Source organism: Mesorhizobium sp. M7D.F.Ca.US.005.01.1.1 (genome assembly GCF_003952545.1).
GTDB classification, from domain to species: domain Bacteria; phylum Pseudomonadota; class Alphaproteobacteria; order Rhizobiales; family Rhizobiaceae; genus Mesorhizobium; species Mesorhizobium loti.
In genome coordinates this window covers 681,209-707,793 of record NZ_CP034453.1, presented here as the reverse complement: position 1 = coordinate 707,793, position 26,585 = coordinate 681,209, and the positions used below count along the sequence as shown (strand labels likewise).

Here is a 26,585-nt window from a genome sequence, read left to right as displayed (position 1 = left end):
GAAGAACATGAGCGGCGCCAACTTCATCCTGTTGATCAATTTGTCGGTAGCCGGCCTGCTGGCGGCGTCCTTCATGGCGGTTGCCTTCCATGATGTCGGCCGCGCACCGGCGCGCTGGCTGGCATTTGGCTATCTGCTGGGCATGGCCTATTCGGCCATCGAATTCAGCATTCCCGCTTTCAGTGACGCGCGGCTCCCGGTCGTTGCCGCCTTCGCGGTCTTCCTTTGCGCCACCATTGCGTTCAATGGCGGGCTTGCCCGCAAATACGGCGTGGCGCCGCCCTGGAAGCCGATGCTGTTGTTCCTCGTCGCCACCACCACCGCTGTGTATTTCGTGCAAGACCTGCAGCGCCAGTCGCTGGTCCGCATGATGGCCTACCAGCTTCCCTATGCGGTCATGCAATTCATCGGGCTGGCCATCGTCTGGTCATCGAGGCAAAGGCCCGCCCGTCTCGATCGCATATTGATGGCCGTTCTGGCGGCCAGCGGCCTGCAGTTTGCCTCCAAGCCGTTCATCGCGCATGCGCTTGGCGGCTGGGGCGCCAATCCGCAGGCCTATCTGCAAAGCAACTACGCGCTGGTGTCGCAATCGCTCGGCACTGTCTTTGCGCTGGCGCTGGCGCTGCTGATGCTGGCCATCCTGGTTCGCGACGTGCTCGCCGAAGTGACGTCGAAATCGGAGACGGACACGCTTTCGCGCCTGCTCAACCGCGGCGGCTTCACCCGCCATGCGGAGCTGGCGGTGCTGGGCGCGATGCGGCAAGGCGTGCCGGTCGCGCTGGTCATCGCCGATCTCGATCATTTCAAGAGCGTCAACGACAGTTTCGGCCATGCGTCCGGCGACCGGGTGATCGAGACTTTCGCAGGCTTCCTGCGCGAAGCCGCCGCCGGGCATTATGTCGCCGGCCGCATCGGCGGCGAGGAGTTCGCCATCATCCTGCCGGGAACCAACCTTGCCGCCGCGCGGCTGTTCGCCGAGGGCACGCGCAGCGCTTTCGGCGCGCTGCCCATCGACGGATTGCCGGCGGACAACCGCTGCACGGCGAGCTTCGGCGTCGCCGAACTTCATCCGAGCGAAGACTTTGCCGATCTGATGCGGCGCGCCGACCAGGCGCTCTATCAGGCCAAGAATGCCGGGCGCGATTGCGTGCGCGTCTCCGTCGGGCCGGCCGGCAACTGGTCGTCAGCCGGGATCGAAGCTAGCGGCAGGGGCTGAGTTCGGGCATCTCGCCGTCGGAGAGACCGTACATATAGGAGCGGCCCTTCACCAGCACCGGCGGCCGGTAGCAATCGCCGTAGCCCGATATTTCGTCGGCTTCGTTCTCGTAGATCACCTTGGGCTGGCCGGCGCTGGTGTAGTCGGACAGTTGCTTGGCCAACCTGCCTTCGCCGACGAGGATGCGCTTGTAGCCGGCGGCGCTGTCGATGACGAGATTGCCGAAGGAATCGGCGTAGACGCGATCCTGGTGCCGCGCGCCGGCAAGCGCTGGCACTGCAAGGCCGACGACCGAGGCCGCCACTATGAACGCCGCAAGGCGCGATCTGCCCGAATTCGAACGCATGGCGTCCTCCGTGTCTTGAGGAAAGCCTCCTCGAATCAGAAATTAACGTTTTCTTAACCTTTGTTAAGAGGCTGACGCGGTTCGCGGCGATGTCTCGGTAAACATGGTTAATATCCGTTAATATCCGACTGGATGGAAAACCCTGTGGCCATCATTCGGCCATGCTTGACCGCACCATCGCGCCGGTGTCCGTCCCGGCGTCGGGATGACCTTGATCTTGGCAGAGCATCGCGGCTGGTTTGCCGCGCGGGAGGACAGCATATGGCGCTACGCCGGCCGATTTGGGTGTCCGTTTTCCCGTTGCTCGTTATCGTTGCTGCCTGTGTGCCACAGGGCAGCGCACCGAAAGCGGCCAATACTGTCGTCTCGCCTGCGCCGGCTCAGCAACCCATCGCAGCCGCGGCGCCCCCGGCAGCTTCAACCAAGATCACCACCGACCTCACCGCGCCGCGATCCACTGTGGGTACGGCAACCTATGGATGCGGCAATGGCAGCGCGATCACCATTCAGAATCTCGGCTCATCGTTGCGTGTGATCGAGCCGGATGGCGCGACTGAAGAGTTTGCGGCGTCGCCCGCCAACCAGTCCAGCCGCTACCAGGAGGCCGCCACACATAACGCAATCGTGATCGACGGGCGTGAGGCGCTGGTGATGAAGAGGGGCTCGACGCCGCAGACCTGCAAGCGATAGGCCGCACGGCTAATGAGCAGCGTATGCTGCACTGCAGCGATACAGAGCCGGTTGCGGGCCATCAGCCCCTAATCGATTGAAGCCCGAGCCTGCCTTTTTGTCAGACTAAATGACGTTTCCAAAACGATTTTCTGGCTTTGACGCGGTGCAAAAAGAGCATTAGAAACCGGCTGTCCGAAGTCATACATAAGGCGGCAAATGCCGCTTTCCATCGCGGCTCCGGACGTCGAACTGGGGGAGCCATGAGCAAATCACCAGCCACCCGCGAATTTGCCAGACGTGAACGGCCACTCTCGCCGCATCTGACGATCTACCGGCCGCCGATCACCATGACGATGTCGATCATCCATCGCATCACCGGCGGCGCGCTGTATTTCGGCACGCTGCTGGTCGCCCTGTGGCTGATGGCGGCGGCAAGCTCGCAGGCGACCTTTGATTGGGTCAACTGGGCCTTCGGCACCTGGCTCGGCCGGTTGATCCTGTTCGGTTACACCTGGGCGCTGATGCATCACATGCTGGGTGGTGTGCGCCATCTGGTCTGGGACACCGGCGCCGGTCTCGAAAAGCACACGGCCTCGAAGATCGCCTGGGCGACGCTGGTCGGCTCGATCCTGCTCACGCTGCTGATCTGGATCGCCGGCTACATGGCGCGAGGGGCCTGATCATGAGCGGCAACAACTCCGACATGCGCACGCCGCTGGCGAAGGTTCGCGGCCTGGGTTCCTCCCGCGAGGGCACCGGACATTTCTGGCGCCAGCGCCTGACCGCGATCGCCAACATCCCGCTGACGCTGTTCTTCGTCGGTTTCCTGATCGCGCTCAACGGCGCTGACCATGAGCATGTGCGGGCAGCCCTTGCCAATCCGTTCGTGGCGCTGGTGATGGCCCTGGTGCTCGTCTCCGGGCTCACCCATATGCGGCTCGGCATGCAGGTGATCATCGAGGATTACGTGCATGGCGAAGGCGTGAAGCTGGCGCTGATCGCGCTCAACACATTTTTCACAATAGCGGTCGGCGTCGCCTCGATCTTCGCCCTGCTCAAGCTGACATTCGGAGGCTGAGTTGGCCAAGGACGCAAAACAAGCCAACATGGCAGGCTACACCTTTGTCGACCACAAGTTCGACGTGGTGGTCGTCGGCGCCGGCGGCGCCGGCCTGCGCGCCACGCTCGGCATGGCCGAACAGGGCCTGCGCACCGCCTGCATCACCAAGGTGTTCCCGACGCGCTCGCACACTGTGGCGGCGCAAGGCGGCATTGCCGCTTCGCTTGCCAATATGGGTCCCGACAATTGGCAATGGCATCTCTTCGATACCGTCAAGGGTTCGGACTGGCTGGGCGACATCGACGCGCAGGAATACATGGTCCAGCAGGCGCCCGCCGCGGTTTATGAACTCGAACATTACGGCGTGCCGTTCTCGCGCACCGAAGAGGGCAAGATCTATCAACGGCCGTTCGGCGGCATGATGATGAATTTCGGTGAAGGCCCGCCGGTGCAGCGCACCTGTGCCGCCGCCGACCGCACCGGCCATGCCATGCTGCACACGCTCTACGGCCAGTCGCTGAAGCACAATGCGCAGTTCTTCATCGAGTATTTCGCGCTTGACCTGATCATGGAGCCGGACGGCACCTGCACCGGCGTCGTCGCCTGGAATCTCGACGACGGCACCATCCACCGCTTCTCGGCCAAGATGGTGGTGCTGGCGACCGGCGGCTATGGCCGCACCTATTTCTCGGCCACCTCGGCGCATACCTGTACCGGTGACGGTGGCGGCATGGCGGCGCGTGCCGGCTTTCCGCTGCAGGACATGGAGTTCGTGCAGTTCCACCCGACCGGTATCTATGGCGCCGGCTGCCTGATCACCGAAGGCGCGCGCGGCGAGGGCGGCTATCTCGTCAATTCCGAGGGCGAGCGCTTCATGGAGCGCTACGCGCCGTCGGCCAAGGACCTTGCCTCGCGCGACGTCGTTTCGCGCTGCATGACGCTGGAAATCCGCGAGGGCCGCGGCGTCGGCCCGAAGAAGGACCACATCTTCCTGCATCTCGACCACCTTGATCCGGCCGTCCTGCATGAGCGGCTGCCGGGCATTTCGGAATCGGCAAAGATCTTTGCCGGCGTCGACCTGACCAAGGAGCCGATCCCGGTGCTGCCGACGGTGCACTACAATATGGGCGGCGTGCCAACCAATTACTGGGGCGAAGTGCTCAACCCGACGGCCAGGAGCCCGGACAAGGTGTCGCCCGGCCTGATGGCGGTCGGCGAAGCCGGCTGCGCCTCGGTGCATGGCGCCAACCGGCTCGGCTCGAACTCGCTGATCGACCTGGTGGTGTTCGGCCGCGCGGCGGCGATCCGGGCCGGCCAGGTGATCGACCGCAATTCGGCGATCCCCTCACCCAACGAGGCCTCGGTCGAAAAGATCATGGACCGCTTCGACCGGCTTCGCCACGCCAATGGCTCGACGCCGACGGCGGTGCTGCGCGAGAAGATGCAGAAGGCTATGCAGGAAGATGCGGCGGTGTTCCGCACGCAGGAATCGCTGGACAGTGGCTGCAAGCGCATTTCGCAGATCTGGAGCGAGCTCAAGGACATCAAAGTGTACGACCGCTCGATGATCTGGAACTCCGACCTGGTCGAGACGCTGGAGCTGGAAAACCTTATGGCCAACGCCATCACCACGGTCTACGGCGCCGCGGCGCGCAAGGAGAGCCGTGGCGCGCACGCGCGGGAAGATTTTTCCGCCCGCGACGACGCCAACTGGCGCAAGCACACGCTGGCGCGGCTCAGCGATGACGGCAAGGTGACGCTCTCCTATCGGCCGGTGCACACCGAGCCGCAACTGGCGGAAAAGGACGGCGGCATCAGCCTCGCCAAGATCGCGCCGAAGGCCAGGGTGTATTGACGATGGCGCTGGCGGCCTCGGGATATTCCGGCACGCCCCTTCCGGCCAAGCTCGGCCTGAAGCACGGCATGACCGCCGCTTTTATCGCGCTCCCCGACGACCTCAGCGATCTCGCCGAATCCATGGACTTCGCTCAAGTCGACCGGCTGGCAGACTGGTCGCGGATTTCGGGAACGACCCTGAAGTATGACGCCGTCCATGCCTTCACCCGGCAGCGTGCCGAGATCGAGGATCGCCTCGGCGATGTCGAGGCGGCGATCAAGCGCGACGGCATGGTCTGGGTGTCCTGGCCAAAGAAGGCATCGAAGGTGGCCACCGACGTCACCGAGGGCGTTGTCCGCGCCGAGGCGCTGAAGCGCGACCTTGTTGACGTCAAGGTCGCCGCCGTCAATGAAATCTGGTCTGGGCTGAAGCTCGTCATCCGAAAGGACCGCAGGTAATGGTCGAACTGACGCTTCCCAAGAACTCGAAGATCCAGCAGGGCAAGACCTGGCCGAAGCCGGAGGGCGCCACCAATCTGCGGGAATACCGCATCTACCGCTGGTCGCCGGACGACGACGAGAACCCGCGCATCGACACCTACTTCGTCGACATGGACGATTGCGGGCCGATGGTGCTCGACGCGCTGCTGTGGGTCAAGAACAAGATTGATCCGACGCTGACCTTGCGGCGCTCCTGCCGCGAAGGCATTTGCGGCTCCTGCGCCATGAACATCGACGGCTCCAACACGCTGGCCTGCACCAAGGGCTGCGACGACATTTCCGGCGCCGTCAAGGTCTACCCGCTGCCGCATATGCAGGTGGTCAAGGACCTGGTGCCGGACCTCACCAATTTCTATGCCCAGCACGCCTCGATCCAGCCCTGGCTGAAGACGGTGTCGCCGGAGCCGGCCAAGGAATGGCTGCAAAGCCATGAGGACCGCGAGAAGCTCGATGGGCTCTACGAGTGTATATTGTGCGCCTGCTGCTCGACTTCGTGCCCAAGCTACTGGTGGAACGGCGACCGCTATCTCGGCCCGGCAACGCTTCTGCAGGCCTATCGCTGGCTGATCGACAGCCGCGACGAGGCCAAGGGCGAGCGGCTCGACAATCTCGAAGACCCGTTCCGGCTCTATCGCTGCCACACCATCATGAACTGCGCGCAAACCTGCCCCAAGGGCCTCAACCCGGCCAAGGCGATCGCCGAGATCAAGAAGATGATGGTGGAGAGAAGGGTTTAGCGGGGCCAAGGCGGTCCTTCTGATCGAAGATCTGGTTCGCTGGTCGAAAGAAGGGGCTGCCGTCGGATCCGCTGACGCTCAATGCGGAGCCGCTGCCACCCAGAAGACGGCGGGAGCCGGTGATGGCAGCCGGCGGGGATGCTCCAAGCGCCCAACTGCTTGAGCAGAAAGGCTGGTGCGGCTGATGTCCGGCTCGCGTGTCGAACGCGATCAGCTCAGATGGCTCGGCAGTTCTCGCTGACTGCGCAGCGGTCCGCCTCGCTTGGCCTGCTCTTGTCAGGCGGCCGCCGGCCGCGCCCGATCATTTTTCATTTTTCCAAACATCTCGTTTGCTAGTCTAGAGCCGAGGGAGTCTTGGCGGCATATATTAGCGATATCGCAAGTAATTGATTGCTGGATACGCAAGGCGGCTCGGTATTGTCTTAGTATAGTTTTAAGTGGTCCCCGATATTCACTTCCCAGAGCGTCGTTCGGGTGCAAAATGATGCGCGGCTTCACCGTGAATGGGTATTCGGTATCCGGGTCATTGATCAGCGTCACAACAGTGGGATCGCTCACCTGGCTTGTGTCGCTGATCTATTTTCAGGAGAAGGGGCTGCTTGCGGCTCTCGGCCTGGGGGTTTTGGTCGCGCTTGTCTTGCTTGACGGGCTCCGGGACAAGAGGGCGGATCAGCGAGAAAGCAGGTGGTTCAGGCTCTATTTTTCGCTCATTCCCTGCTTTCTCTTCCTTGTCTATGTCTATCTCGAAAGTGTTTTTGGCTATTTTGACTGGGGTGCGATGTTCATGCATGCCGGCGCCGGGATGCTCACGCCTGGTGTCGTTTTTGACTATTTGTGGAATACCGGAAGCACGATGCTGGTCATTCTCGTCGTTCTTTTCGGTCTCGGCGCCCTGAAGGCGCGCGGCACGCTGACAAGAGGATTGGATGTCGCCCTGATGGCGTTCTTCCTGGCGGCAAACCCGATGCTGACACGGCCGATTGCCGCCGCGATCCACCCCAACCCGCTGCATGATTTCCTATCCAAGCGGTTCGTCGACATCAGCTCTCTGACAGAGCCGGAGGCAGAAGCAGCGTCCGCCACCGCGGGGCCAAAGAACCTCATTCATATTTTCATCGAGAGCGCCGAGCGCACCTACATGGACGAGGAGTTCGGCGATGTCATGGGGCCGCTACTCGAATTCGAGAGGCGGGGTGTTTCGGCGGCCAACATGGTGCAACTTGCCTACACCAACAACTCCATCTCAGGGATGGTCGCTGCGAACTGCGGAACGCCGCTGCTGATAACGTTCTTCACGACGCGCCAGTACCTGGAGGAGAATTCGCAGTTCCTGCCAGGCCTGACCTGCCTGGGCGATGTCCTGAAGGCGCGGGGCTATCAGCAGAACTTTGTCACCGGTTGGGCGCTCAGCTTCACCGGCCAGGGGACATTCTATTCCACCCATGGCTATTCATCGCTTTTTGGGGGATCCCAAGTCGTGGCTGCCGTCGCCGGGCGCGGCAGCGCCTTTGGCGCCGATGACGCCGAAGTTCTCGATTTGAGCCTTGACGTTTTGCGGCGCGCGCAGCGGGACGGCAAACCGTTCTCGCTGACGATCGCCGTCAGTGGTGGGCATGCGATGGACGGATACCTCACCGACAAATGTATCGGCAAGACGGGACTGTCTCCACAAACCCCCAACATTCTCCATGCCGTGAAATGCACGAACATGCTCATCGCGGACTTCATTCACAAAGCCGAGGCCGAAGGTCTGATGGCCAATACCGTCCTGGCGTTGCAAAGCGACCATCTCAGCGCGCCGAGCAAAGTTACGGATCGCCTGAACACGCATGAGCGACGCAACTTCTTCTCCCTGTCGGGGGCTGGCGTTCCTGCCAAAACGCACACCGGGCTTTCGGGCACGATTGACATATTTCCCACCATCCTGGACGCGCTGGGCGTGCCGCCTCCCAATGGCCAGGCCGCTTTTGGCGTCTCGCTGCTCGGTGATCGACCGACGCTGGCCCAGGAACTTGGACAGGCCCGGTTCGACGACGCGATCCATGCCGAGGATGTGCTGGTCAGATCATTCTGGCAGCCGAAACCGGAGCGGGAGGCTGCGGCGCCTGGGACTGATGCGCTTTAAGCTTTTGTCTTCATGCATGTCGTTCTCCCAGAAACCGGAGCCACTTTTGGGCGATATTGCATGAGTGCCGAAGCGCGCCAGTGCATATGTCCCATGCTAGCTATCGCCCCGATGCGAGAAAAAGGACTGAAAGGTGTGACGCTCCGTAGCTACATCCGTCGATCGAAAGTAGGAGACGTTTCGCGAACAGCTATGGTATCGGGAGCTTCGGGTATGAGAGAGCCATGAGCGAAGACCTTCCCATCCTTAATCCCGTCGAAGCCCGCGTGCTCGGCTGCCTGATCGAGAAGAAGGAGCTGACGCCGGATGTCTATCCGCTGACGCTCAATGCAGCACTGGCCGCCGCCAACCAGAAGACGGCGCGCGAGCCGGTGATGGCGCTGGAACAGGCCGAGGTGCACCGGGGGCTGAAGCTGCTCGAACAAAAGGGGCTGGTGCGGCAGATGTTCGGCTCGCGTGTCGAGCGCTACGAGCACCAGATGGCGCAGCGCTTCTCGCTGACCACGCCGCAGACCGCTTTGATCGGCCTGCTGTTGCTGCGCGGGCCGCAGACGGCCCATGAGCTGCTGGCGCGGGGCGAGCGCATGGCGCGGTTCCCGTCGATCGAGGATCTGCGCACCGAGCTCGATATGCTGATCGGTCGCCGACCGCCACTCATCCTGGAAATCCCGCGCGGACCAGGCCAGCGCGAGGACCGCTACGTGCATCTCCTCAGCGGCCCGGTGGACGTTGCAGCCCTTTCGGCGCAGCGGAGTGCATCGGCCCTGCCTGCGTCCGACCTGGAGGTACGGTTGGAGGCGCTGGAGCAGGAAGTCGCCGCACTCCGCGCCCGGCTGGACGCGCTGGGCGCGTAGGTCCCGGCGCACGCCTGAGCGTTCGCGCCGGGTCTTCACACCGGATGCAGCGTTCTCAGCCAAGCTTGGCGTCGAGCGATACGTTTATGGCGCCGAGCGCTTTCGACACCGGGCAGCCGGCCTTGGCCTTTTCGGCCAATTCCTTGAATTTCGCCGCATCGATGCCGGGCACCTTGCCGACCACGGTAAGGGCGCTGCCGGTGATCCCCGTACCGGGAACCAGCGTCACCACGGCCTTGGCGTCGAGTTCGGTGGCGGGCGTGCCGTTCTCGGCCAGGAAATGCGAGAACTGCATGGCAAAGCAGCCGGCGTGCGCGGCGGCGATCAGCTCTTCAGGGTTGGTGCCGGATTTGCCGCTCTCGTCCTCGAAGCGCGCCTTGAACGAATAGGGCGTGCCCTTCAGGGTTCCGCTCTGGGTGTCGAGCGTGCCCTTGCCCTCTTTCAGATTGCCTTTCCAGACGGCGTTTGCGGTGCGGTCCATGAATTCCTCCTTGGTTGTCGTGACTCGGTGTCGGGGCTGAGCCCGGCGTCCGGTCAACTATAGCGCGCGCGGGCGCGAAGGCCACTGCGCACTTTGAACCACGGCACGGTGTCGGCGATGGTGGTCAAATCTTTTCTGAAATGCAGGTGCAAAATGTCGACTTTGGTCCCCCTCGCCCGTCCTGCGGGCGGCCACGGGTTTTGTGGCCGGATGGAGGTTCACATGGACAATCTGTTTTTCGCACTTTGGAGAGGCGCAGGCTGCAAGGCCGGGCGACGAGAAGACTTCTGGCTGCATCCGCCGGGGTCCGGCTTTGGCCGGCTTCTGGCGGCGGTTGCCATCATCGGGATTGCGGTGTGCATTCTCGACCATGCAGCCGCGGGCAAGGGCCGGACCGACAGCCTGATCGCCTCATCCTATGATTGGTCACAAAGGAGATAGAAGATGAAATATGTTTGCCTGGTCTACGGTGAGGAAAAAGGTCTCCATGCCATGACCACAGAGCGTCTGGCCAAGCTCGATGCCGACTCGCTGGCTCATGACCGGTCATTGGACCAACGCGGGATACTGATCATCGCGCAGGCGCTGCAATCGGTGAAGACGTCGAAAACCCTTCGCAGACGCAAGGGCAAGAGCCTGGTCACCGACGGCCCGTTCGCCGAAACCAAGGAGCAACTGCTCGGCTTCGTCATGATCGAAGCTGATGATCTCGACGAGGCGCTGGAGATCGCCAGCGAGATTCCGCTGGCCGAAATCGGCACTATCGAGGTGCGCGCGATCTACAATGTGCCGGGATCGTAGATGCGATTCCTTTGCGGCCCGCCGTCTGGGGCGGCGGCGCCGTGGGGAGCGCCTGACGGAGAGGCCGAGGTTTCTTCGCCGGGCGCAACTTTTGCGTGTTGAAGCACCGCGCGAGTTCTTTTATCGTTGCAGCGGCTTAGGGGATGTCGGCATGCCGTTTTTGATTGCTATCCTTGGCGTGTTGGGCGCGGCGGCGTTCTGGTGGTATCGGATGAAGGCGATGAACGATGCGGCTCGCGAGGTTGCGGACGTCGTCGGGCGCGTGCAGGGCAACATCCGCCGCAAGAAGTTGCGCAAGCAGGCGGCCCTGTCGCCGCTGACGGCGATCGATGATCCGGTCGTAGCGGCGGCAACGCTCATCACCGCCATCGTCTCCGAGAACGGGCCGATCCTGCCGCAGCGCGAGGCCGTCATTCGCGCGGTGATTTCCGAGATTGCCGACAAGAAGAAAACGGACGAAGCGGTGGTCTACGCCAAATGGGCGGCGTCACAGATCGACGACACCACAATCGTCATCGACAAGCTGGCGCCGTTCCTGCGCGAACGTCTCGATGTCGCCGAGCGAAACGATCTGCTGCAGATGGTCAACCGCGCCGCCCAAGGTGGCGAGAAACGCCTTGAGATATCCGACCAGAGGATATTGCGGCTGCGGCAGAAGCTCGGCTTCGAAGTCAATTGAGCGACAGCGCTCAGATCGCCTCGCCCTTCAACAGTCTTGGCGTGCCGGCGGACAACCCCGATGCCTGGCGGATGAAGAATTCCTTGAGGCGCGGCATGCGTTCGACCAAGCCAAGGCCGATGTCGCGGACGGTGCGGAGCGGGCCGATGTCGTTGGAAAACAGCCGGTTCAGCACGTCCGTGGTGACGCCCATCTGCACCGTGTCGAAGCGGCGCCACTGCTGGTAGCGCTCAAGCACGTCGAGCGCGCCGATGTCCTGGCCGAGCCGGTCGGCCTCGACGATCACCTCGGCAAGCGCGGCGACATCCTTGAAACCGAGATTGAGACCCTGGCCGGCGATCGGGTGGATGCCGTGGGCGGCATCGCCGGCGAGCGCAATGCGCGGTGCGACGAAAGCACGCGCGATGGTCAGGCCGAGCGGCCAGGCGCGCGGCTTGTCAGCAACGCGGATCTCGCCAAGCTTCAGGCCAAAACGCTGTTCGAGTTCGTGTTCGAAGACGAGATCGTCTCCGGCCACCAGCTTCTCGGCATCCTGCGAGCGCTCGACCCAGACGATCGACGAGCGGTTGGTGCCGTCCTCGCCGGGTTTGAGCGGCAGTGTGGCGAAGGGTCCCGCCGGCAGGAAATGCTCCTCGGCACGGCCATTGTGTGGGCGTTCATGCGCCACGGTGCAGACGATACCGGACTGGCCATACTCCCACTTCACCGTCTTGATGCCGGCCATGTCGCGCAGCCTGGAGTTGACGCCGTCGGCGGCGACCAGCAGCCGGGCCTTCAGCGTCGCACCGTCGGCGAGGTGCACGGTGATGCCGGCGCCGTTGGTCTCGAAACCCTGCACGGCGACGCCTTCGATGATGTCGATGCCGAGTTTTTCCGCATTGGCCCGCAAGGCGCCATTCAGCACCCTGTTGGCAACCATATGTGCAAACGGCTCTCCCGGCGCCACTTCGCCGTCGAAGGTCAGGAACACCGGACGCACCGGATCGGAGGTGCGCGAATCGGTGATGATCATCTCGGTGATCGCCTGCGCCTGCGGCGCGATTTCGGCCCACACGCCAAGCTGGTCGAGCATGCGGCAGGCGGCGGCGGCAATGGCCGAAGCGCGGCCATCCCTTTGCCAGACGCCAGCGGGCGCGGCATCGACAAGAGCGATGGCGAGACCCGGGCGCGCCTGCTTCAGCGACACGGCTGCGGCCAAGCCGACATAGCCGGCGCCGGCGACCAGAACATCGAGCCCGGACTTGGGTTTCGCGTCCGCCTTGCGTTCCATCATCTTCGCTCCTTGCGCGCCGGCCGGGTCTTGCGCCCTTGACTGCCTGTCCGTCCTGTCGGAAACCGCCATAACACTTCTGCTGCGAGGGCGCGAAATATGACGGCAGCCATGGACGAGCTTCTCGGCATTCTCGACCTCGAGAAGCTGGAACACAATCTGTATCGTGGTCGCAGCCCCCTGCTCGACTGGCAGCGCGTCTTCGGCGGCCAGACCATTGCCCAGGCGCTGGTGGCGGCGCAGCGAACCGTCGATCTCGATCGCCACGTGCATTCGCTGCACGGCTATTTCATGCGGCCCGGCGACACCAAGGTGCCGATCGTCTACGAGGTCGACCGGATCCGCGATGGCGGCTCCTTCACCACGCGGCGCGTGGTGGCGATCCAGCACGGCCAGGCGATCTTTTCGCTGGAGGCCTCGTTCCAGCAGGACGAGGTCGGCCTCGAGCACCAGGTGCCGATGCCGCAGGACGTTCCGGGGCCGGACACATTGCTGTCGCAGCGCGAATTGCTGGGCAAGTTCGGCGAAGCGGTGCCCGAAGGCATCAAACGCTATTGGGAGCGTGACCGGCCGATCGAGATGAAGCCGGTGATGCTGAAGCATTACACGAGCCGCGAGAAGCTGGAGCCGAAGCAGAACATCTGGATCCGGACCACCGGTCCGGTGCCGGCGGATCGCGCCATCCAGGCGGCGGTGCTTGCCTATCTCTCCGACATGACGCTGCTCGACACCTCGACCTTCGCGCATGGCCGCGCCATTTTCGATCGCGATATCCAGGCGGCGAGCCTCGACCACGCCATGTGGTTCCACCGCAGCCATGCGCTCGACGACTGGATGCTCTACACGCAGGACAGCCCGTCGACGCAAGGGTCGCGCGGCTTTACGCGCGGGTCGCTGTTTGCCCGCGACGGCACGCTGATCGCCTCGGTTGCGCAGGAAGGGCTGATCCGGCTCAAGCGATCGCCTGCAGAGTAGGCATTTTGGAAAAATTGCCTAATTTTTAAGCAGATGCATCGCCGCAGCTGTGGGCAGGTTGCGTCGGGACGCTCCTCGATCTCTTTGTTTACAACGGGTTAACACCCTGCTTCGGCACTTGGCACGGAGCTTGAATCCTCGTGGGCACTCTCCGGCTCTTTGGGATCGGTGAAGGTGTGCAAACGCGGGGGACCGCAACAGCAAAGGGTGAAACCTTATGAAAATCGTGATGGCAATCATCAAGCCGTTCAAGCTCGACGAGGTACGCGAAGCGCTTACCGCCGTCGGCATCCAGGGCCTGACCGTCACCGAAGTCAAAGGCTACGGGCGTCAGAAAGGGCATACGGAAATCTATCGCGGGGCGGAATACGCGGTCAGCTTCCTGCCGAAGATCAAGATCGAAGTCGCGGTCAGTGCCGACATGGTCGACAAGGCCGTCGAAGCCATCACCGCCGCCGCCAAGACCGGCCAGATCGGCGACGGCAAGATCTTCGTTTTCGGCATCGATCAGGCGGTGCGCATCCGCACCGGCGAAACAGACACCGACGCGCTCTGAGCGGCGATCACGTATTCCAATGGAGAGTTCAATGAATATTCCTTCCACCTTGAAGACGACGGGACGAGCCGCCCTTTTGGGTTCGCTCGTTCTCGCAGCATTGGGCACGGTCGCCGCCTTCGCGCAGGAAGCGGCTCCTGCCGCAGCCGCGGCCGCGCCGGCTGCTGCCCCGACCCCGGTGCTCGACACCGGCAACACCGCCTGGATGCTGACCTCGACGGCGCTCGTGCTGATGATGACCATTCCGGGCCTGGCGCTGTTCTACGGCGGCATGGTGCGCAAGAAGAACGTGCTCGCCACCATCATGCAGAGCTTTGCCATCACCTGCCTGGTGACGGTGCTGTGGTTCATGTTCGGCTATTCGCTGGCCTTCTCCGACGGCGGCGGCGTGAACAGCTATATCGGCGGCACCTCGAAATTCTTCCATCACGGCATCACCACTGCCTCGCTGTGGCTGCCGGGCGTCGCGAACATTCCTGAATTCGTCTTCTCGATGTTCCAGATGACCTTCGCCATCATTACCCCGGCGCTGATTGCCGGCGCCTTCGCCGAACGCTTCAAATTCTCGGCGCTGCTGATCTTCATGGCGCTGTGGCTGCTCGTCGTCTACGTGCCGATCGCGCATTGGGTCTGGGGTGGCGGCTTCCTCGGCACGGCTGGCGTGCTCGACTTTGCCGGCGGCACGGTCGTCCACATCAACGCCGGTGTCGCCGGTCTCGTCTGCGCGCTGGTTCTCGGCAAGCGCGAAGGCTATGGCACCACCAACATGGCGCCGCACAACCTGGTCTATTCGGTGATCGGTGCTTCGCTGCTGTGGGTCGGCTGGTTCGGCTTCAACGCCGGTTCGGAACTCGCAGCCGACGGCCTTGCCGGCGCTGCCATGCTCAACACCCAGGTTGCCACCGCCGCGGCGGCTCTGGCCTGGATGTTCGCTGAATGGATTGTCGCCAAGAAGCCTTCGGTGCTCGGCATCATCTCGGGTGCCGTTGCCGGCCTCGTCGCGGTGACGCCTGCTTCCGGCTTCGTCAACCCGACCGGCGCCTTTATCGTCGGCATCGTTGCCGGCGTGCTCTGCTACCTCTCGGCGGTCAAGGTCAAGCACATGTTCGGCTATGACGACTCGCTCGATGCGTTCGGCGTGCACGGCGTCGGCGGTGTGATCGGCGCTCTGCTCACCGGCGTGCTCGCCGACCCGGCGATCAACAGCCTCGGTGCGGGCGCTTCGCTCGGCAAGCAGATCTACGGCGTTGCCGTCACCATCGTGTGGACGGCGATTGCCACCTTCGTGATCCTCTACATCGTCAAGGCGCTGGTCGGCCTGCGTCCGACGACCCAGGAAGAGGTCGAAGGCCTCGACATCTCCCAGCATGGCGAAGTGGTGCCGTAAGGCCAACTTAGCCACGGGGCCGGCGGAACCCTCCTCCCGCCGGCCCCCTGTCTTCCGACGCAATTCCGGACGGAAAACCGCTACACACTTTTCCTGGAATTGCTTCAAAAATCCCGTCGTGACGCTCCCGAAAGGAGTTCACGCATTGAGGCCCGGATCACGTCCGGGCCTCTTTTTTTGGTACAATCGCCCTGCCAATGCCGGGATACGCGCAATCACGTTCGTGTGATCAAGATTTTTGAGGAAACATCGACCGCTCTGGTTCCGAACTGTGGGGACGATCGTCGTTCTGACGCTCGTGCCAAACAACAGGGAAGGAAACCATCTCATGAACCTCAAGAACATCTGCCTCGGAGCGCTCGCTCTTGCCATGGTCAGCGGCACGGCATTTGCCGGCGCTCTCGATGAACCGGACAACATGGCACCGTTCTTCACCGACGCCGGCATGAAAACCATGAAGCCCAAGGCCGACTTCAAGGCTGCCTGGGATTCGATGGCGAAGGACAAGCAGGACGCGATGATGAAGGAATGCCAGGACGCGGCGATGAGCAAGCCGCATGCGGAGTTCTGCGCGAACCTGCAGGCGCTTGGCGGCGCCAACTGATTTTGCCGCGATCGGGCCGAGGCCCGATCTTTTGTTGCCAACGACCAATGGCGGGCTCGCGGGTCCGCCATTGTGTTTCGGCAAGCGGCAGCGCTATCCGCCGGCGCCATCGTCCATCATGGTGTTCGTCAGTGCCTCATAGGCGCTGCTGCATGTCCCGGACTGGGGGCAATTCCTGACAATCAGCACGGGCGCCACCGTCAGGACCGCGGCGATCAGAACCTGCAAGCCGAGACCCAGAATTCCAAATCCCTTGCCGAAGAGACCCCTGCACAGAAAATACAGTCCTTGTGCCAGGCAGGCTATGGCGAGGACGTGCAGGAGCGGGCCGGTCGCTCTGGCAAAGGGCGTCACGTGACCATCCGGGAAGCCCACCATGCCGAGTTCGACAAACCAGTGCAGGGCGAGCAGGAGACTGAGCCCCGCCCAGGCCAGAGCCGCCACGCGAAGGAGGACGGATTGCATGCCTCTACCCAAATCGGTGACCCCTGCGGCCCGCTCTCGGCTATCCCTCGGGCAGCAAGCTGCTCAACCGGCGGTAACGAGGTTTGATCATCTCAACCCCTTATAGTTAATGCGCCCTTAACCTTCCCGCCGATAGTCTGACACCCGAATCTGCCGAAGTGCGCCACGCACCCGGCGAGTCCATGACAGACGGGGAAGAGCATGCGTTCAGGGGCTTCAGCACCGCTTGCGCTGGCCGATACGGGGCACGGCATCCAGGCGTTCGCGCGGCGTCAGGTCGGGCGGCTGGTCGGTGCCGGGCTGTTCTTGGCTGTCGCCTTTGGCGTGGCCAGCCTTGCCACCTGGAACGTTGCCGATCCGAGCTTCTCCCACGCGACGAACAACACCGTCACCAACGCCATGGGCTATGCCGGTGCGGTGTTCTCCGACCTGGCCATGCAGTTCTTCGGCCTCGCCGCCGTCGCGGCCCTGGTTCCGGCCGTCATCTGGGGCTTCCTGCTGTTTTCCGCACGCGGCGTCGACAGGCTGCCCAAACGCGGGCTGTCCTGGTTCGGTTTTGCGCTGCTGGCCGCTGCAATGGCCGGCTGCGTTGTGCCGCCCAAGACCTGGCCGCTGCCCACCGGCCTCGGCGGCGTGTTCGGCGACATGGTGCTGAAGATCCCCAGCGTCGTCATCGGCGGCTATCCGACCGGGCTGATCGCCAGCATCATCGCCATCCTGCTGGCCGCACCCGCGCTGTGGCTGTTCGCCCTTGGCTCGGCGCTGATCGGACGCAAGAACGGCTTCGCCGTCATGGAGGACGAGCCTGCCGTCGATCCGCGCGAGGACGACCTTTTGTTCGACAATGACGAGGACGAAGGCGACGAGGGCATCCTGGCGCTCGGGGCAATTACTCATTGGTGGCTCTCGTTCCGCGCGTGGATGCACCGCCGCGCCGTGCGCCGCAGGCAGGAGCGGGACGAGTACGAGCCGGAGATGGAGCAGCGCTCCACCGCCTGGCGCCGCGCCGCCGAACGGGTCGAATCGGCCGAGTTCGCCGAATCGCGAATGAGCCCCGATGGCCGCGCCCGCGTCGAGCCTGAATTCTTCGCCGCCATGGTCAACGACCGCAGCGTCTCGCTCGACCCCGATGATGCCGACATCTTCGACGTCGACGACGACATGGATTTCGAGCAGGACGAGCCCGCCATCCAGCGGCGTGCGGCGCCGACCGCCAAGGTCCAGCCGTTCCGCTCCGATGCCGCCACCCGCGTCGAGGCGCCGGCGCCGCGTCCGGCTCCAGGCGCCCGCGTGCAGCGCGAGGCGCAGACATCGCTGATCGGCTCGGAAAAGTTCGAAATGCCGTCGCTGCATTTCCTGTCCGAGCCGAAGAACGTGGTGCGCGACGCCAGCCTGTCCAAGGATGCGCTGGAGCAGAATGCCCGCCTGCTCGAAGGCGTCTTGGAGGATTTTGGCGTCAAGGGCGAGATCATCGCCGTCCGTCCGGGTCCGGTGGTCACCCTCTACGAGCTTGAACCGGCGCCCGGCATCAAGTCGTCGCGGGTCATTGGCCTGTCCGACGACATCGCCCGCTCGATGAGCGCCATCGCCTGCCGCGTCGCCGTGGTGCCCGGCCGCAACGCCATAGGCATCGAACTGCCGAACGCCAAGCGCGAGACCGTCTATCTCAGAGAGATCCTGGCCAGCCGCGACTTCGAGACGACGAAGGCCAAGCTGGCGCTGGCGCTGGGCAAGACCATCAACGGCGAGGCGGTCATCGTCGATATCGCCAAGATGCCGCACGTGCTGGTCGCCGGCACCACGGGTTCGGGCAAATCGGTTGCCATCAACACCATGATCCTGTCGCTGCTCTACCGGCTGACGCCGCAGGATTGCCGGCTGATCATGATCGATCCGAAGATGCTGGAACTCTCGGTCTATGACGGCATCCCGCATCTGCTCACGCCCGTTGTCACCGATCCGAAGAAGGCGGTGGTGGCGCTGAAATGGACCGTGCGCGAGATGGAGGACCGCTACCGCAAGATGTCCAAGGTCGGCGTGCGCAACATCGACGGTTTCAATGCCCGTGTCAGCCAGGCTGACAAGAAGGGCGAAAAGATCTCGCGCACCGTGCAGACCGGCTTCGACCGCCAGACCGGCGAGGCGATCTACGAGACCGAGAACCTCGATCTCGAGCCGATGCCCTATATCGTCGTCATCATCGACGAGATGGCCGACCTGATGATGGTCGCCGGCAAGGACATCGAGGGTGCCGTGCAGCGCCTGGCGCAGATGGCGCGTGCCGCCGGCATCCATGTCATCATGGCCACGCAGCGCCCGTCGGTCGACGTCATCACCGGCACCATCAAGGCCAATTTCCCGACCCGCATCTCCTTCCAGGTGACGTCGAAGATCGACAGCCGGACCATTCTGGGCGAGCAGGGCGCCGAGCAGCTGCTCGGCATGGGCGACATGCTTTATATGGCGGGCGGCGGCCGTATCCAGCGCGTGCACGGCCCGTTCGTTGCCGATGAAGAGGTCGAGAGGATCGTCGCGCATCTGAAGCTGCAGGGCGTGCCAGAATATCTTGACGCCATCACCGAGGATGACGGCGAGGACGACGACGAGCCGTCAGGCAAGGGTGGTTCCGGTAGCGGTGGCGGCAACAGCAATTTCGAGGATTCCGACGATCCTTACGATCAGGCGGTTTCCGTGGTGCTGCGCGACGGCAAGGCCTCGACCAGCTATATCCAGCGCCGGCTGGGCATCGGCTACAACCGCGCCGCCTCGATCATAGAGAAGATGGAGAAGGAAGGGATCGTCGGCCCGGCCAACCACGCCGGCAAGCGCGAGATCCTGGTGCCGACCGAAGAGGACAAATTCTGACCAGAAGGCCTGACCCTTGTGACATCCCGGTCTCGCAACCTTGAACCTTTCAAGACGTTGAAGCGACTGAGGGAGCCCTGACCCGCCAAACTTCAGCCTAACTGGGGGTCCAAGCACCAGAACAACTCAGGAATCAGATGAGAGTGACCGACATGAAAAATGATCCTTCAGCGCTCAGCACGTTTGCTCCCTCCCGGCGTCAGTTGCTGGGCCTCGGCCTGGCGTTTGCAGGGGCGGCGGCCTTCAACGCGGTGCCCGGCTTCCAGGTGCTGGCTTCGGCGCAGGCGGCCGTGCCGGCCGCGGCACAGAAGATCGCCGACCATTTTTCCTCGGTGAAATCGATGAGCGGCGAATTCGTGCAGTTCGGCCCGAAGGGCGAGCAGACCGGCGGCAAGTTCTTCCTCGAACGGCCGGGCAAGATCCGCTTCAACTATGACGGCTCTTCAAACTTCCGGGTGATTTCAGACGGCCAGTCGGTGGTCATCCTTAACAAGAAGCTCAACACGTCCGATCTCTATCCGCTGTCGAAGACACCCTTGAAGTTGCTGCTCGACAACAGGATCGACCTCTCCGGCGACCGCGTCAAAAGCGTCAAGCAAGAGGATGACCTCACCACCATCCAGCTCGCCGACAAATCGGTGTTCGGCAATTCGAAGATCACGATGATGTTCGATCCTAAAACCTTTGATTTGCGACAGTGGACGATCACCGACGCGCAGGGCAAGGACACAACGGTGATGATCTTCAACACCAAGGAAGGCGTCAGCTTCGCCCCCGATACTTTCGCCATCGACTACACGGCGAATCGCGAGCTCAACACCAACAAGTCGCGCTAACCCTGTCGTTATAGCTGTGGAAAGCACCGGGCCGCGCCTCGTCGGGCGTTGACCGGCTTGTCTTTGCGGCTTGCGGCTGGCAGTTTCCCGGACTGACTCCGTCAAAAGGCGTCTTCCCCGTCAGGGCCCATCGGTTCTGGCTGGCCGCACGCTGTCCTGGATTGCCAATGCCCTTCTCCATCGCCACCTGGAACATCAATTCCGTTCGGCTGCGCATGCCGATCGTCGAGCGCCTGCTCGTCGAGCATGCGCCTGACGTGCTCTGCCTGCAGGAAACCAAGGTTCCCGACGAACTGTTTCCCGAAAAGGCCTTCCGCAAACTCGGCTACGAGCACATCGCCTTCCATGGCCAGAAGGGCTACCACGGCGTCGCGACGGTGGCGCGGCGGCCGATCGAAGTGGTCGAGAAGCGACGTTTCTGCGAGATCGAGGACAGCCGGCATCTCTCGGTGACCGTGCGGGCCGGCGGCAAGGCGATCCTGCTGCACAATTTCTACGTTCCGGCGGGCGGCGACGAACCGGATCCTGTCATCAACAGGAAGTTCAAGCACAAGCTCGATTTCGTCGCCGAGATGAATGCCATCCGGGCAGAACATGACGAGGTGTCCGGCTCGGTGCTGGTCGGCGACCTCAACATCGCCCCGCTCGAACACGACGTCTGGTCACACAAGCAATTGCTCAACGTGGTCAGCCACACGCCGGTCGAGACGGAAAATTTCGAGGCGATGCGTCTCGCCGGCAACTGGATCGACCTCATGCGGCTCAACGTGCCGCATGAGCAGAAGCTCTACACATGGTGGAGTTACCGCGCGCAGGATTGGGAAGCCTCGAACCGCGGCCGGCGGCTCGACCATGTCTGGTCGTCGCCGAATCTGGTGTCCAGCTTTTCCGGCTACGAGATCCTGCGCCTGGCGCGCGGCTGGGAGCGCCCGTCGGACCATGTGCCCGTCATCGCGCGGTTCGATCTGGATTAGGTGCGTCGATATTCAGATGAGGCCAGTCTGCAAATGGCTGATACCCGCGCTTCCCGGTTCTACCGCGTCGCGGTAGAACTGAGCTCACGTACCCAAAAGTACGCTCCGCTCCGGTTCTCGGTATCTGCCATTTTGGTCGCTTCGCGCCCGTCTTCGACTCCGTCCCGGCCTGACCTGAATCTCAACACACCTTAAGCTGCGCTGGGGCCAAACGGTTCAAATGACGCGCTTCAAATCTTTGTCTTTGCGCGTGTCGTCGTCCCGAAATTGCTGCGCTGACAGGCCTGCCGCGTGATCCAGCAGATGGGGGTGGTCGCGGTGGCGCGTCGCCAGCATGCGCTGGGCCGCTTCGATGATTATCGGCGCCGGGACATTGGCGACCAGGCCGGTTGGACTCGCATGGCGGGATTCGATCACGTCCACGCCGTTCGAAAGCGGCCGCCAACGGGCCATGCTGGCACCGCCACTGACGATAACCATCGGCGTCATCACCGCTGCCATGAGGTGTGCCGTGCCGCCTTCGGCGCCAATGTAAAGATCGGCAAACTCCCCTAGCGCCAGCAGAACATCGCTGACATTGACACCCTCGACCGTGCCGGAATCGACAAGCTGCAGCCTCGGCACGCGTTGAGCCAGTTCAGCCAGATCCGGGCCGTCGCCTGGCGTTTTCACGTAGAGAAGGTTTGCCCCGTCGGCGATCATACTGTCGGATATCGCGACAACCTGATCCGCGGTCATGCGTTTGCCGCCATCGCCATGCGCCGCGATAACGATCAATGGAGCATGCTTGCCGTCCGCCAGGCTCCTGGCCGCCGCCCGGGCGGCTGGGGTGGGCTCCAGGCGATGATCGAAAGGCAACCGTTTGCCCGCAAGACGCTCGATGAGGCGGTGGTAGCGCCATGCGTTGCGCTCGGGCCGTGCTTCGGTTTTTTGGCCCGGGCGCCAGGAAAGAGCGAAAGCCGGGAAGTTCGCCTCATAGGCGATGCCGCGACCGAGCAGCGAGCCCCAGGTCTGAAGCAGCCAACGCCCCGAGATGCGGAAATCGACAACGGCCAATCGCCCCTTGCCCTTGCGGTGGCTGGCCACCAGCTGCATCAGGGGCGTCCGCACATTAATCGCATCGACGAGGTGATCGACATGGCGATTGAGGACGTGTTCAAGGGTCGATGACCCGGTGGTTCCGTAGACGATGAAACTATCGGGGAATGCCGTTCTGGCGGCGCGCAAAGCCGGAATCCGGATCAATCCGTCGCCGAACGCGTCATTGCGGGAATACAAGATAATCGTCTCGTACCGAGCTGGCAGCATGCCTCGCTCCCCCCAGGAGCTTGGTGGTGGCGGTGCCTGCTGGGCCGCCCGCCTTCGAGGTTCTGTAGGATTTCACCTCTTGCCTGTCAACGGAACCTCGGCGCTCAGGTCCGGGCAACGGGATGACCAACCCGTCGGCGATCCTCCCACTCCGGCCGCAGTTGCGCCATGACCAGCTCGTCGCGGTGCACGCCTTTGAAAAACGCGCTGCCGCGCGAAATACCCTCAGCCGTGAAGCCGACAGCTTCGTAGGCGCGCCGGGCGCGATGATTGTCCGGGAAAAGCCCAATGCAGAGCCGATAGGCGTCGGTCTCGACGAAAACCCGATCAACCGTCGCTGCCAGAAGCATTCTGCCGTGGCCTTGTCCTGGTGCGATGACGGCGATGCGCTTGACCAGCGTCACGCGCTCGGCAGAGGCCCATTGGCGAAGGATGACGAAGCCGATCGGCACTGAACCATCGACACCGATAAAATAGGCATGACTGTCGTCGAAAAGGGCCTCGCGATGACGCGCCTCGTCCCAGCGCCCGACAAAGGCGTCATAGCCCTCGCGCCGCTCGGTCGCCATGATGAAGGGCAGGTCATTTCCGGTAGCGCGTACGAGCTGGAAGTTCATGTGCGCCTCAGCCAGAGAAGCGTGGCGCCAGTTCCTCGATGCGGCGGATCATCGCCTGAAATTCCTCGGAGATGCGCTGGTGGAGCTTGACCGCGATCTCGGGGTATTCCTCCAGGATGCGGCGGAACATCTTGCGGCTGAGCCGCATCACTTCCGAATCGATTTCGGCCGACGCGCTGGTCAGCCGATTGGTGTCGGCGATCAATGCCAGTTCGCTCAGGATCGTGCCGGGGCCGGCCGTGCCTATCGGGATGCGTTCGCCATTCTGCTCACGGTAGAGCACAATGCGCCCGCTGACCACGATATAGGCAGAATCGGCCTCGTCCTCCTCGCGGTAAAGCTTGTGGTTGGCGCTCAGCCTGGTGTTCTCGGCGCCAAAGGCGAGCAGGCGCAGCTGTTCCTGCGTGAAGCCCTCGAAGAGCCTCACGGCGGACAGGATGCGGATGTCGTCATCCAGCGCCATCTAGCTATGTCCCCGAACCGACAGTCCGACTCCTCCTCTGCGAGTTCGATCCAAACCACCTCCAGCTTCAGGACCGTACCCGAAAAGCGTCCCCGCCCGACCGCTCATTGGATAATGAAATGTTTAAGGAACCAGCTTGTAGCCGCCGCTTTCTGTCACAAGAATTTCCGCATTGGAAGGATCGCGCTCGATCTTCTGACGCAGCCGGTAGACATGGGTTTCCAGCGTGTGCGTGGTGACGCCGGAATTGTAGCCCCAGACTTCCTCGAGCAGCACATCGCGCGTCACCACCTTCTGGTCGGCGCGATAGAGATATTTGATGATCGAGGCCTCCTTCTCCGTCAGCCGCACCTTGCCGCCGCGCGGGTCGAGCAGCAGTTTTTGGCTGGGCTTGAAGGTGTAGGGCCCGACCGAGAAGGTGGCGTCCTCGCTCTGCTCATGCTGGCGCAATTGCGCCCGGATGCGCGCAAGCAGCACGGCGAAGCGGAACGGCTTCGTCACATAGTCGTTGGCGCCGGCCTCGAGACCCAGAATCGTATCCGAATCGGTGTCGTGGCCGGTGAGCATGATGATGGGCGCCTTGTAACCGCCCTTGCGCAGGATCTTCACCGCTTCGCGGCCATCCATGTCGGGCAGCCCGACATCCATGATGAGCAGATCGATGAGGCCGCCGCGTGCGGCGGCGACACCTTTTGCCGCAGTCGATTCCTGCAGCACGTCGAATTCCTCGTAAAGGGACAATTGCTCGACCAGTGTGCCGCGCAGGTCGTCATCGTCGTCGACGATCAGAATGGTGCGTGAAGTCATGGATCAATCCGTTGTTTTGAAAAGAAAATTCAGTTGACCGCTGCCTGTTTATGCGGAAGCTGACCGGCACAACACCCGATCACAGTGATTTGTTCCGTGGCACGATCATACAAGAAAAAACACGATCGCAATGCAGCCGGCGCAATTTTGCGAAAAGGGCTGCGCGTACTGACCGTGCGGGCCAGGCCCGGTCATCCAAGCCAGGGCCTGCTGCAGGCCGGCAAAACGGTGTTTGCCTGTGCGCTGGGGCGGGGCGGCATCTCGGCCGGCAAGCGCGAAGGCGACGGCGCCACGCCGCTGGCCTCGATGCGGATCCTGTCGGGATATTTCCGGGGAGATCAGTTCACCAGCGGCCGCAAGACCCGTCTGGCGATGACGCCGATCGGGCCTGATCTCGGCTGGTGCGAAGTGCCTGACGACCGCAACTACAACAGGCCGGTCAAGATTCCCTATGGCGCCAGCCACGAACGCATGCGGCGCGACGACCGGCTCTACGACGCCTGCCTGGTGCTCGACTGGAACCTGGCGCCACGCCGGCGCGGGCGCGGCAGCGCCATCTTCTTTCATCTGGCGCGCCCCGGCTTCACGCCGACGCAAGGCTGCGTGGCTGTGACGGCGCAAACCATGGCGCGGCTGCTGCCGCTGCTGTCGGACCGGACAGTGGTGAGGGTGGTGAGGTAGGGCAGTAGGGATGGGCGTGAGTGCCGCCTTGATTTTCCCTACTGCCCTATTCCCTTCCCTTACGACCAGACTGCTGCCAGCCGATGTCGAGAAGGCCGAGGCGGCCCATCTCGCGGTCCATGGCGCGTGCGATGTCCTTGCGCCTGGCGCCGACGTCGCGCAGTTGCCGATCCGACAGGTCTTCGACGTTCTGGTGTGGGAGATTGATCGCGACCCTGGCGTGACGCAACCAGTCAAGGGTCTCGGTCAGCCAGTTCGGACGAGCGATGGATGAATTCAAAGCGATGATGGACATGGTGTGATCCGTTCTCTCCGGATATCAAATCCGGCTTGATGATGTTTCGATGGTTGGATCATGTCAGATTGAAATCGCTGTGAGAAACGAGTAGTTTTCTCTAGATTATCAAGTTTTATTTGAGGATAGAATGGCTCGCCTGCTGCCAGGCACTCGCGCCTTGAGGACGCTGGAAGCAGCGGCCAGGCACCTCAATTTCACTCGTGCGGCCGACGAGCTGGGCCTGACGCCAGCCGCCGTCAGCCACCAGATCAAGGAAATCGAGGATCAGCTTGGGCTTGTGCTGTTCACGCGCACCAGCCGCACCATCCGGCTGACCGAGGCGGGCACGGTGCTGTTCGAGGCGTCGACCGACGCGCTCGACCTGCTTGGCCGGGCCGTTTCGCGGGCGCAAAAGCTGACGCGCGGCACCGCGTTGCTGAAAGTGACTCTCGATGCACAGTTCGCGTCAAAATGGCTGATGCGGCGCGTCGACGATTTTCGCAAGCATCACCCCAATATCGAGCTGAGATTCGACATCGCCTACGAAGTGCGGGATTTCGAACTCGATGACATCGATGTCGGCATTCGGTTCGGCGCCGGCAAATATCCGGGCCTTCGCGCCCACCGGCTGTTCGACAACATCCTCATCCCGGTGTGCAGTCCGAGCCTCTTGACGTCCGGTCCGCCGCTGCGCGAGCCGCGCGATCTTTTCAATCACACGCTTGCCCATATCGAATGGTCGCGACAAGGCGTGACATGGCCGAACTGGCGGATGTGGATGGCGGCGGCCGGCGTCCACGATTTCGACGACAGCCGGACTGTCGTGTTCGGAAACTCCACGGACGCCGTCCAGGCGGCGCTCGACGGCAATGCCGTCGCGCTCGCCGATTTCGCCATGGTGGCCAACGACTTGTCCCAAGGCAGGCTGGTGCAGCCTTTCGAACTCGGCCTACGGGTGGCGCCCGAGTTCGCCTATTTCCTAGTCTATCCCGAGAGCGCTGGCGACGATCCGCGTATCGTCGCCTTTCGCGAATGGATTCTCGAGGAAGTCGCCAAGACGCGGACCACGGACAAAGGGCAGTAGGGCAGTAGGGCAGTAGGGCAGTAGGGCAGTAGGGCAGTAGGGCAGTAGGGCAGTAGGGCAGTAGGGCAGTAGGGCAGTAGGGCAGTAGGGATGGGCGTCGGTGCCGCC

Annotated in this window: 30 protein-coding genes; 21 read left to right on the top strand and 9 right to left on the bottom strand. The window is 62.9% G+C overall.

Going from position 1 to position 26,585, the window contains the following annotated elements:
- Nucleotides 1-7: 7 nt before the first annotated feature.
- Nucleotides 8-1,216 carry a GGDEF domain-containing protein gene (locus EJ076_RS03305; protein WP_126066890.1) on the top strand — a complete coding sequence of 403 codons (1,209 nt, stop codon included), beginning with the start codon at nucleotides 8-10 and terminating at the stop codon, nucleotides 1,214-1,216.
- Here EJ076_RS03305 and EJ076_RS03300 read toward each other — a convergent pair.
- Nucleotides 1,200-1,562 (bottom strand): hypothetical protein, encoded by a 363-nt coding sequence (locus tag EJ076_RS03300; protein ID WP_109663855.1) that lies wholly within the window; start codon nucleotides 1,560-1,562, stop codon nucleotides 1,200-1,202. The two genes, EJ076_RS03305 and EJ076_RS03300, sit on opposite strands and share 17 nt — an antisense overlap.
- Nucleotides 1,563-1,823: 261 nt before the next feature.
- Here EJ076_RS03300 and EJ076_RS03295 point away from each other — a divergent pair, with 261 nt between their 5' ends.
- From EJ076_RS03295 to EJ076_RS03260, 8 genes are all read left to right on the top strand, one after another.
- A complete protein-coding gene (locus EJ076_RS03295; protein ID WP_109663858.1) occupies nucleotides 1,824-2,252 on the top strand; it encodes a hypothetical protein in 429 nt (142 codons plus the stop codon).
- 242 nt (nucleotides 2,253-2,494) lie between these two features.
- Nucleotides 2,495-2,914 (top strand): succinate dehydrogenase, cytochrome b556 subunit, encoded by a 420-nt coding sequence (sdhC, locus tag EJ076_RS03290; RefSeq protein ID WP_109663862.1) that lies wholly within the window; start codon nucleotides 2,495-2,497, stop codon nucleotides 2,912-2,914.
- Between the two features lie 2 nt (nucleotides 2,915-2,916).
- Nucleotides 2,917-3,312 (top strand): succinate dehydrogenase, hydrophobic membrane anchor protein, encoded by a 396-nt coding sequence (sdhD, locus tag EJ076_RS03285; protein ID WP_126066889.1) that lies wholly within the window; start codon nucleotides 2,917-2,919, stop codon nucleotides 3,310-3,312.
- Between the two features lies 1 nt (nucleotide 3,313).
- Nucleotides 3,314-5,149, top strand: coding sequence for a succinate dehydrogenase flavoprotein subunit (sdhA, locus tag EJ076_RS03280; RefSeq protein WP_126066888.1), 1,836 nt, complete (start codon nucleotides 3,314-3,316; stop codon nucleotides 5,147-5,149).
- 2 nt (nucleotides 5,150-5,151) lie between these two features.
- Entirely contained in the window at nucleotides 5,152-5,589 is a 438-nt protein-coding gene (locus tag EJ076_RS03275) for a DUF3052 family protein (RefSeq protein ID WP_109663873.1), read from the top strand.
- On the top strand, nucleotides 5,589-6,368 hold the full coding sequence (locus EJ076_RS03270; protein ID WP_126066887.1) for a succinate dehydrogenase iron-sulfur subunit: 780 nt from the start codon (nucleotides 5,589-5,591) through the stop codon (nucleotides 6,366-6,368). Before EJ076_RS03275 ends, EJ076_RS03270 begins: the two co-directional genes overlap by 1 nt.
- Nucleotides 6,369-6,852: 484 nt before the next feature.
- Nucleotides 6,853-8,493, top strand: a complete 1,641-nt coding sequence (locus tag EJ076_RS03265) for an LTA synthase family protein (RefSeq protein ID WP_126070951.1) — start codon at nucleotides 6,853-6,855, stop codon at nucleotides 8,491-8,493.
- Nucleotides 8,494-8,717: 224 nt separating this feature from the next.
- Nucleotides 8,718-9,347 carry a DUF480 domain-containing protein gene (locus EJ076_RS03260; protein WP_126066886.1) on the top strand — a complete coding sequence of 210 codons (630 nt, stop codon included), beginning with the start codon at nucleotides 8,718-8,720 and terminating at the stop codon, nucleotides 9,345-9,347.
- A gap of 55 nt (nucleotides 9,348-9,402) precedes the next feature.
- On the opposite strand, the gene EJ076_RS03255 is transcribed toward EJ076_RS03260, so the two are convergent.
- A complete protein-coding gene (locus tag EJ076_RS03255; RefSeq protein WP_126066885.1) occupies nucleotides 9,403-9,828 on the bottom strand; it encodes an OsmC family protein in 426 nt (141 codons plus the stop codon).
- A gap of 222 nt (nucleotides 9,829-10,050) precedes the next feature.
- Here EJ076_RS03255 and EJ076_RS03250 point away from each other — a divergent pair, with 222 nt between their 5' ends.
- From EJ076_RS03250 to EJ076_RS03240, 3 genes are all read left to right on the top strand, one after another.
- Entirely contained in the window at nucleotides 10,051-10,269 is a 219-nt protein-coding gene (locus EJ076_RS03250; protein ID WP_126066884.1) for a hypothetical protein, read from the top strand.
- Between the two features lie 3 nt (nucleotides 10,270-10,272).
- A complete protein-coding gene (locus tag EJ076_RS03245; protein ID WP_126066883.1) occupies nucleotides 10,273-10,629 on the top strand; it encodes a YciI family protein in 357 nt (118 codons plus the stop codon).
- Nucleotides 10,630-10,780: 151 nt separating this feature from the next.
- Complete coding sequence (locus EJ076_RS03240; protein WP_109663898.1) at nucleotides 10,781-11,308, top strand: hypothetical protein; 528 nt, start codon at nucleotides 10,781-10,783, stop codon at nucleotides 11,306-11,308.
- A 10-nt stretch (nucleotides 11,309-11,318) separates the two neighbouring features.
- Here EJ076_RS03240 and EJ076_RS03235 read toward each other — a convergent pair whose 3' ends face one another.
- Complete coding sequence (locus EJ076_RS03235; RefSeq protein ID WP_164548814.1) at nucleotides 11,319-12,578, bottom strand: ubiquinone biosynthesis hydroxylase; 1,260 nt, start codon at nucleotides 12,576-12,578, stop codon at nucleotides 11,319-11,321.
- 99 nt (nucleotides 12,579-12,677) lie between these two features.
- Here EJ076_RS03235 and tesB point away from each other — a divergent pair, with 99 nt between their 5' ends.
- The 4 genes from tesB to EJ076_RS03215 all read left to right on the top strand — a co-directional run bounded on the left by tesB (nucleotide 12,678) and on the right by EJ076_RS03215 (nucleotide 16,100).
- Nucleotides 12,678-13,553 carry an acyl-CoA thioesterase II gene (tesB, locus tag EJ076_RS03230; protein ID WP_126066881.1) on the top strand — a complete coding sequence of 292 codons (876 nt, stop codon included), beginning with the start codon at nucleotides 12,678-12,680 and terminating at the stop codon, nucleotides 13,551-13,553.
- 217 nt (nucleotides 13,554-13,770) lie between these two features.
- Nucleotides 13,771-14,109, top strand: coding sequence for a P-II family nitrogen regulator (locus EJ076_RS03225; protein ID WP_013528889.1), 339 nt, complete (start codon nucleotides 13,771-13,773; stop codon nucleotides 14,107-14,109).
- 31 nt (nucleotides 14,110-14,140) lie between these two features.
- Nucleotides 14,141-15,496, top strand: a complete 1,356-nt coding sequence (locus EJ076_RS03220; protein ID WP_109663905.1) for an ammonium transporter — start codon at nucleotides 14,141-14,143, stop codon at nucleotides 15,494-15,496.
- A gap of 328 nt (nucleotides 15,497-15,824) precedes the next feature.
- Nucleotides 15,825-16,100: a hypothetical protein gene (locus EJ076_RS03215; RefSeq protein WP_109665356.1), complete on the top strand. Its 276-nt coding sequence runs from the start codon at nucleotides 15,825-15,827 to the stop codon at nucleotides 16,098-16,100.
- A gap of 93 nt (nucleotides 16,101-16,193) precedes the next feature.
- On the opposite strand, the gene EJ076_RS03210 is transcribed toward EJ076_RS03215, so the two are convergent.
- Nucleotides 16,194-16,565 carry a hypothetical protein gene (locus EJ076_RS03210; RefSeq protein WP_126066880.1) on the bottom strand — a complete coding sequence of 124 codons (372 nt, stop codon included), beginning with the start codon at nucleotides 16,563-16,565 and terminating at the stop codon, nucleotides 16,194-16,196.
- A gap of 201 nt (nucleotides 16,566-16,766) precedes the next feature.
- Here EJ076_RS03210 and EJ076_RS03205 point away from each other — a divergent pair, with 201 nt between their 5' ends.
- The 3 genes from EJ076_RS03205 to EJ076_RS03195 all read left to right on the top strand — a co-directional run bounded on the left by EJ076_RS03205 (nucleotide 16,767) and on the right by EJ076_RS03195 (nucleotide 21,240).
- Complete coding sequence (locus tag EJ076_RS03205) at nucleotides 16,767-19,430, top strand: DNA translocase FtsK (protein ID WP_126066879.1); 2,664 nt, start codon at nucleotides 16,767-16,769, stop codon at nucleotides 19,428-19,430.
- 152 nt (nucleotides 19,431-19,582) lie between these two features.
- Nucleotides 19,583-20,266 (top strand): outer membrane lipoprotein carrier protein LolA, encoded by a 684-nt coding sequence (locus tag EJ076_RS03200; RefSeq protein ID WP_109665359.1) that lies wholly within the window; start codon nucleotides 19,583-19,585, stop codon nucleotides 20,264-20,266.
- Between the two features lie 167 nt (nucleotides 20,267-20,433).
- A complete protein-coding gene (locus EJ076_RS03195) occupies nucleotides 20,434-21,240 on the top strand; it encodes an exodeoxyribonuclease III (protein WP_126066878.1) in 807 nt (268 codons plus the stop codon).
- Between the two features lie 216 nt (nucleotides 21,241-21,456).
- Here EJ076_RS03195 and EJ076_RS03190 read toward each other — a convergent pair whose 3' ends face one another.
- From EJ076_RS03190 to EJ076_RS03175, 4 genes are all read right to left on the bottom strand, one after another.
- Nucleotides 21,457-22,548 carry a glycosyltransferase family 9 protein gene (locus EJ076_RS03190; protein ID WP_126066877.1) on the bottom strand — a complete coding sequence of 364 codons (1,092 nt, stop codon included), beginning with the start codon at nucleotides 22,546-22,548 and terminating at the stop codon, nucleotides 21,457-21,459.
- A 104-nt stretch (nucleotides 22,549-22,652) separates the two neighbouring features.
- The gene (locus EJ076_RS03185; protein ID WP_126066876.1) at nucleotides 22,653-23,165 is read right to left on the bottom strand and encodes a GNAT family N-acetyltransferase; all 513 of its coding nucleotides are present in this window, start codon (nucleotides 23,163-23,165) and stop codon (nucleotides 22,653-22,655) included.
- A gap of 7 nt (nucleotides 23,166-23,172) precedes the next feature.
- A complete protein-coding gene (locus tag EJ076_RS03180) occupies nucleotides 23,173-23,628 on the bottom strand; it encodes a Crp/Fnr family transcriptional regulator (protein ID WP_126066875.1) in 456 nt (151 codons plus the stop codon).
- Between the two features lie 123 nt (nucleotides 23,629-23,751).
- Complete coding sequence (locus EJ076_RS03175) at nucleotides 23,752-24,435, bottom strand: response regulator transcription factor (RefSeq protein ID WP_013528898.1); 684 nt, start codon at nucleotides 24,433-24,435, stop codon at nucleotides 23,752-23,754.
- Between the two features lie 144 nt (nucleotides 24,436-24,579).
- On the opposite strand from EJ076_RS03175, the gene EJ076_RS03170 reads away from it, so the two are divergent.
- Nucleotides 24,580-25,116 (top strand): L,D-transpeptidase, encoded by a 537-nt coding sequence (locus EJ076_RS03170; RefSeq protein WP_164548813.1) that lies wholly within the window; start codon nucleotides 24,580-24,582, stop codon nucleotides 25,114-25,116.
- Between the two features lie 46 nt (nucleotides 25,117-25,162).
- On the opposite strand, the gene EJ076_RS03165 is transcribed toward EJ076_RS03170, so the two are convergent.
- A complete protein-coding gene (locus EJ076_RS03165) occupies nucleotides 25,163-25,411 on the bottom strand; it encodes a hypothetical protein (RefSeq protein ID WP_109663933.1) in 249 nt (82 codons plus the stop codon).
- A gap of 130 nt (nucleotides 25,412-25,541) precedes the next feature.
- Between EJ076_RS03165 and gcvA the strand changes: the two genes are divergently transcribed.
- A complete protein-coding gene (gene gcvA / locus EJ076_RS03160; RefSeq protein ID WP_109663936.1) occupies nucleotides 25,542-26,477 on the top strand; it encodes a transcriptional regulator GcvA in 936 nt (311 codons plus the stop codon).
- Nucleotides 26,478-26,585 lie beyond the last annotated feature (108 nt).

Coding starts and splice junctions, on each gene's coding strand:
- EJ076_RS03235 (WP_164548814.1), bottom strand. CDS start 12,578: ATGGAACGCAAGGCGGACGCGAAACCCAAGTCCGGGCTCGATGTTCTG.
- EJ076_RS03295 (WP_109663858.1), top strand. CDS start 1,824: ATGGCGCTACGCCGGCCGATTTGGGTGTCCGTTTTCCCGTTGCTCGTT.
- EJ076_RS03175 (WP_013528898.1), bottom strand. CDS start 24,435: ATGACTTCACGCACCATTCTGATCGTCGACGACGATGACGACCTGCGC.
- EJ076_RS03270 (WP_126066887.1), top strand. CDS start 5,589: ATGGTCGAACTGACGCTTCCCAAGAACTCGAAGATCCAGCAGGGCAAG.
- EJ076_RS03225 (WP_013528889.1), top strand. CDS start 13,771: ATGAAAATCGTGATGGCAATCATCAAGCCGTTCAAGCTCGACGAGGTA.
- EJ076_RS03245 (WP_126066883.1), top strand. CDS start 10,273: ATGAAATATGTTTGCCTGGTCTACGGTGAGGAAAAAGGTCTCCATGCC.
- tesB (WP_126066881.1), top strand. CDS start 12,678: ATGACGGCAGCCATGGACGAGCTTCTCGGCATTCTCGACCTCGAGAAG.
- sdhD (WP_126066889.1), top strand. CDS start 2,917: ATGAGCGGCAACAACTCCGACATGCGCACGCCGCTGGCGAAGGTTCGC.
- EJ076_RS03275 (WP_109663873.1), top strand. CDS start 5,152: ATGGCGCTGGCGGCCTCGGGATATTCCGGCACGCCCCTTCCGGCCAAG.
- EJ076_RS03265 (WP_126070951.1), top strand. CDS start 6,853: ATGCGCGGCTTCACCGTGAATGGGTATTCGGTATCCGGGTCATTGATC.
- EJ076_RS03165 (WP_109663933.1), bottom strand. CDS start 25,411: ATGTCCATCATCGCTTTGAATTCATCCATCGCTCGTCCGAACTGGCTG.
- EJ076_RS03220 (WP_109663905.1), top strand. CDS start 14,141: ATGAATATTCCTTCCACCTTGAAGACGACGGGACGAGCCGCCCTTTTG.
- EJ076_RS03255 (WP_126066885.1), bottom strand. CDS start 9,828: ATGGACCGCACCGCAAACGCCGTCTGGAAAGGCAATCTGAAAGAGGGC.
- EJ076_RS03305 (WP_126066890.1), top strand. CDS start 8: ATGAGCGGCGCCAACTTCATCCTGTTGATCAATTTGTCGGTAGCCGGC.
- EJ076_RS03180 (WP_126066875.1), bottom strand. CDS start 23,628: ATGGCGCTGGATGACGACATCCGCATCCTGTCCGCCGTGAGGCTCTTC.
- EJ076_RS03185 (WP_126066876.1), bottom strand. CDS start 23,165: ATGAACTTCCAGCTCGTACGCGCTACCGGAAATGACCTGCCCTTCATC.
- EJ076_RS03190 (WP_126066877.1), bottom strand. CDS start 22,548: ATGCTGCCAGCTCGGTACGAGACGATTATCTTGTATTCCCGCAATGAC.
- EJ076_RS03300 (WP_109663855.1), bottom strand. CDS start 1,562: ATGCGTTCGAATTCGGGCAGATCGCGCCTTGCGGCGTTCATAGTGGCG.
- EJ076_RS03195 (WP_126066878.1), top strand. CDS start 20,434: ATGCCCTTCTCCATCGCCACCTGGAACATCAATTCCGTTCGGCTGCGC.
- EJ076_RS03215 (WP_109665356.1), top strand. CDS start 15,825: ATGAACCTCAAGAACATCTGCCTCGGAGCGCTCGCTCTTGCCATGGTC.
- sdhC (WP_109663862.1), top strand. CDS start 2,495: ATGAGCAAATCACCAGCCACCCGCGAATTTGCCAGACGTGAACGGCCA.
- EJ076_RS03250 (WP_126066884.1), top strand. CDS start 10,051: ATGGACAATCTGTTTTTCGCACTTTGGAGAGGCGCAGGCTGCAAGGCC.
- EJ076_RS03210 (WP_126066880.1), bottom strand. CDS start 16,565: ATGCAATCCGTCCTCCTTCGCGTGGCGGCTCTGGCCTGGGCGGGGCTC.
- EJ076_RS03205 (WP_126066879.1), top strand. CDS start 16,767: ATGCGTTCAGGGGCTTCAGCACCGCTTGCGCTGGCCGATACGGGGCAC.
- EJ076_RS03200 (WP_109665359.1), top strand. CDS start 19,583: ATGAAAAATGATCCTTCAGCGCTCAGCACGTTTGCTCCCTCCCGGCGT.
- EJ076_RS03240 (WP_109663898.1), top strand. CDS start 10,781: ATGCCGTTTTTGATTGCTATCCTTGGCGTGTTGGGCGCGGCGGCGTTC.
- gcvA (WP_109663936.1), top strand. CDS start 25,542: ATGGCTCGCCTGCTGCCAGGCACTCGCGCCTTGAGGACGCTGGAAGCA.
- EJ076_RS03260 (WP_126066886.1), top strand. CDS start 8,718: ATGAGCGAAGACCTTCCCATCCTTAATCCCGTCGAAGCCCGCGTGCTC.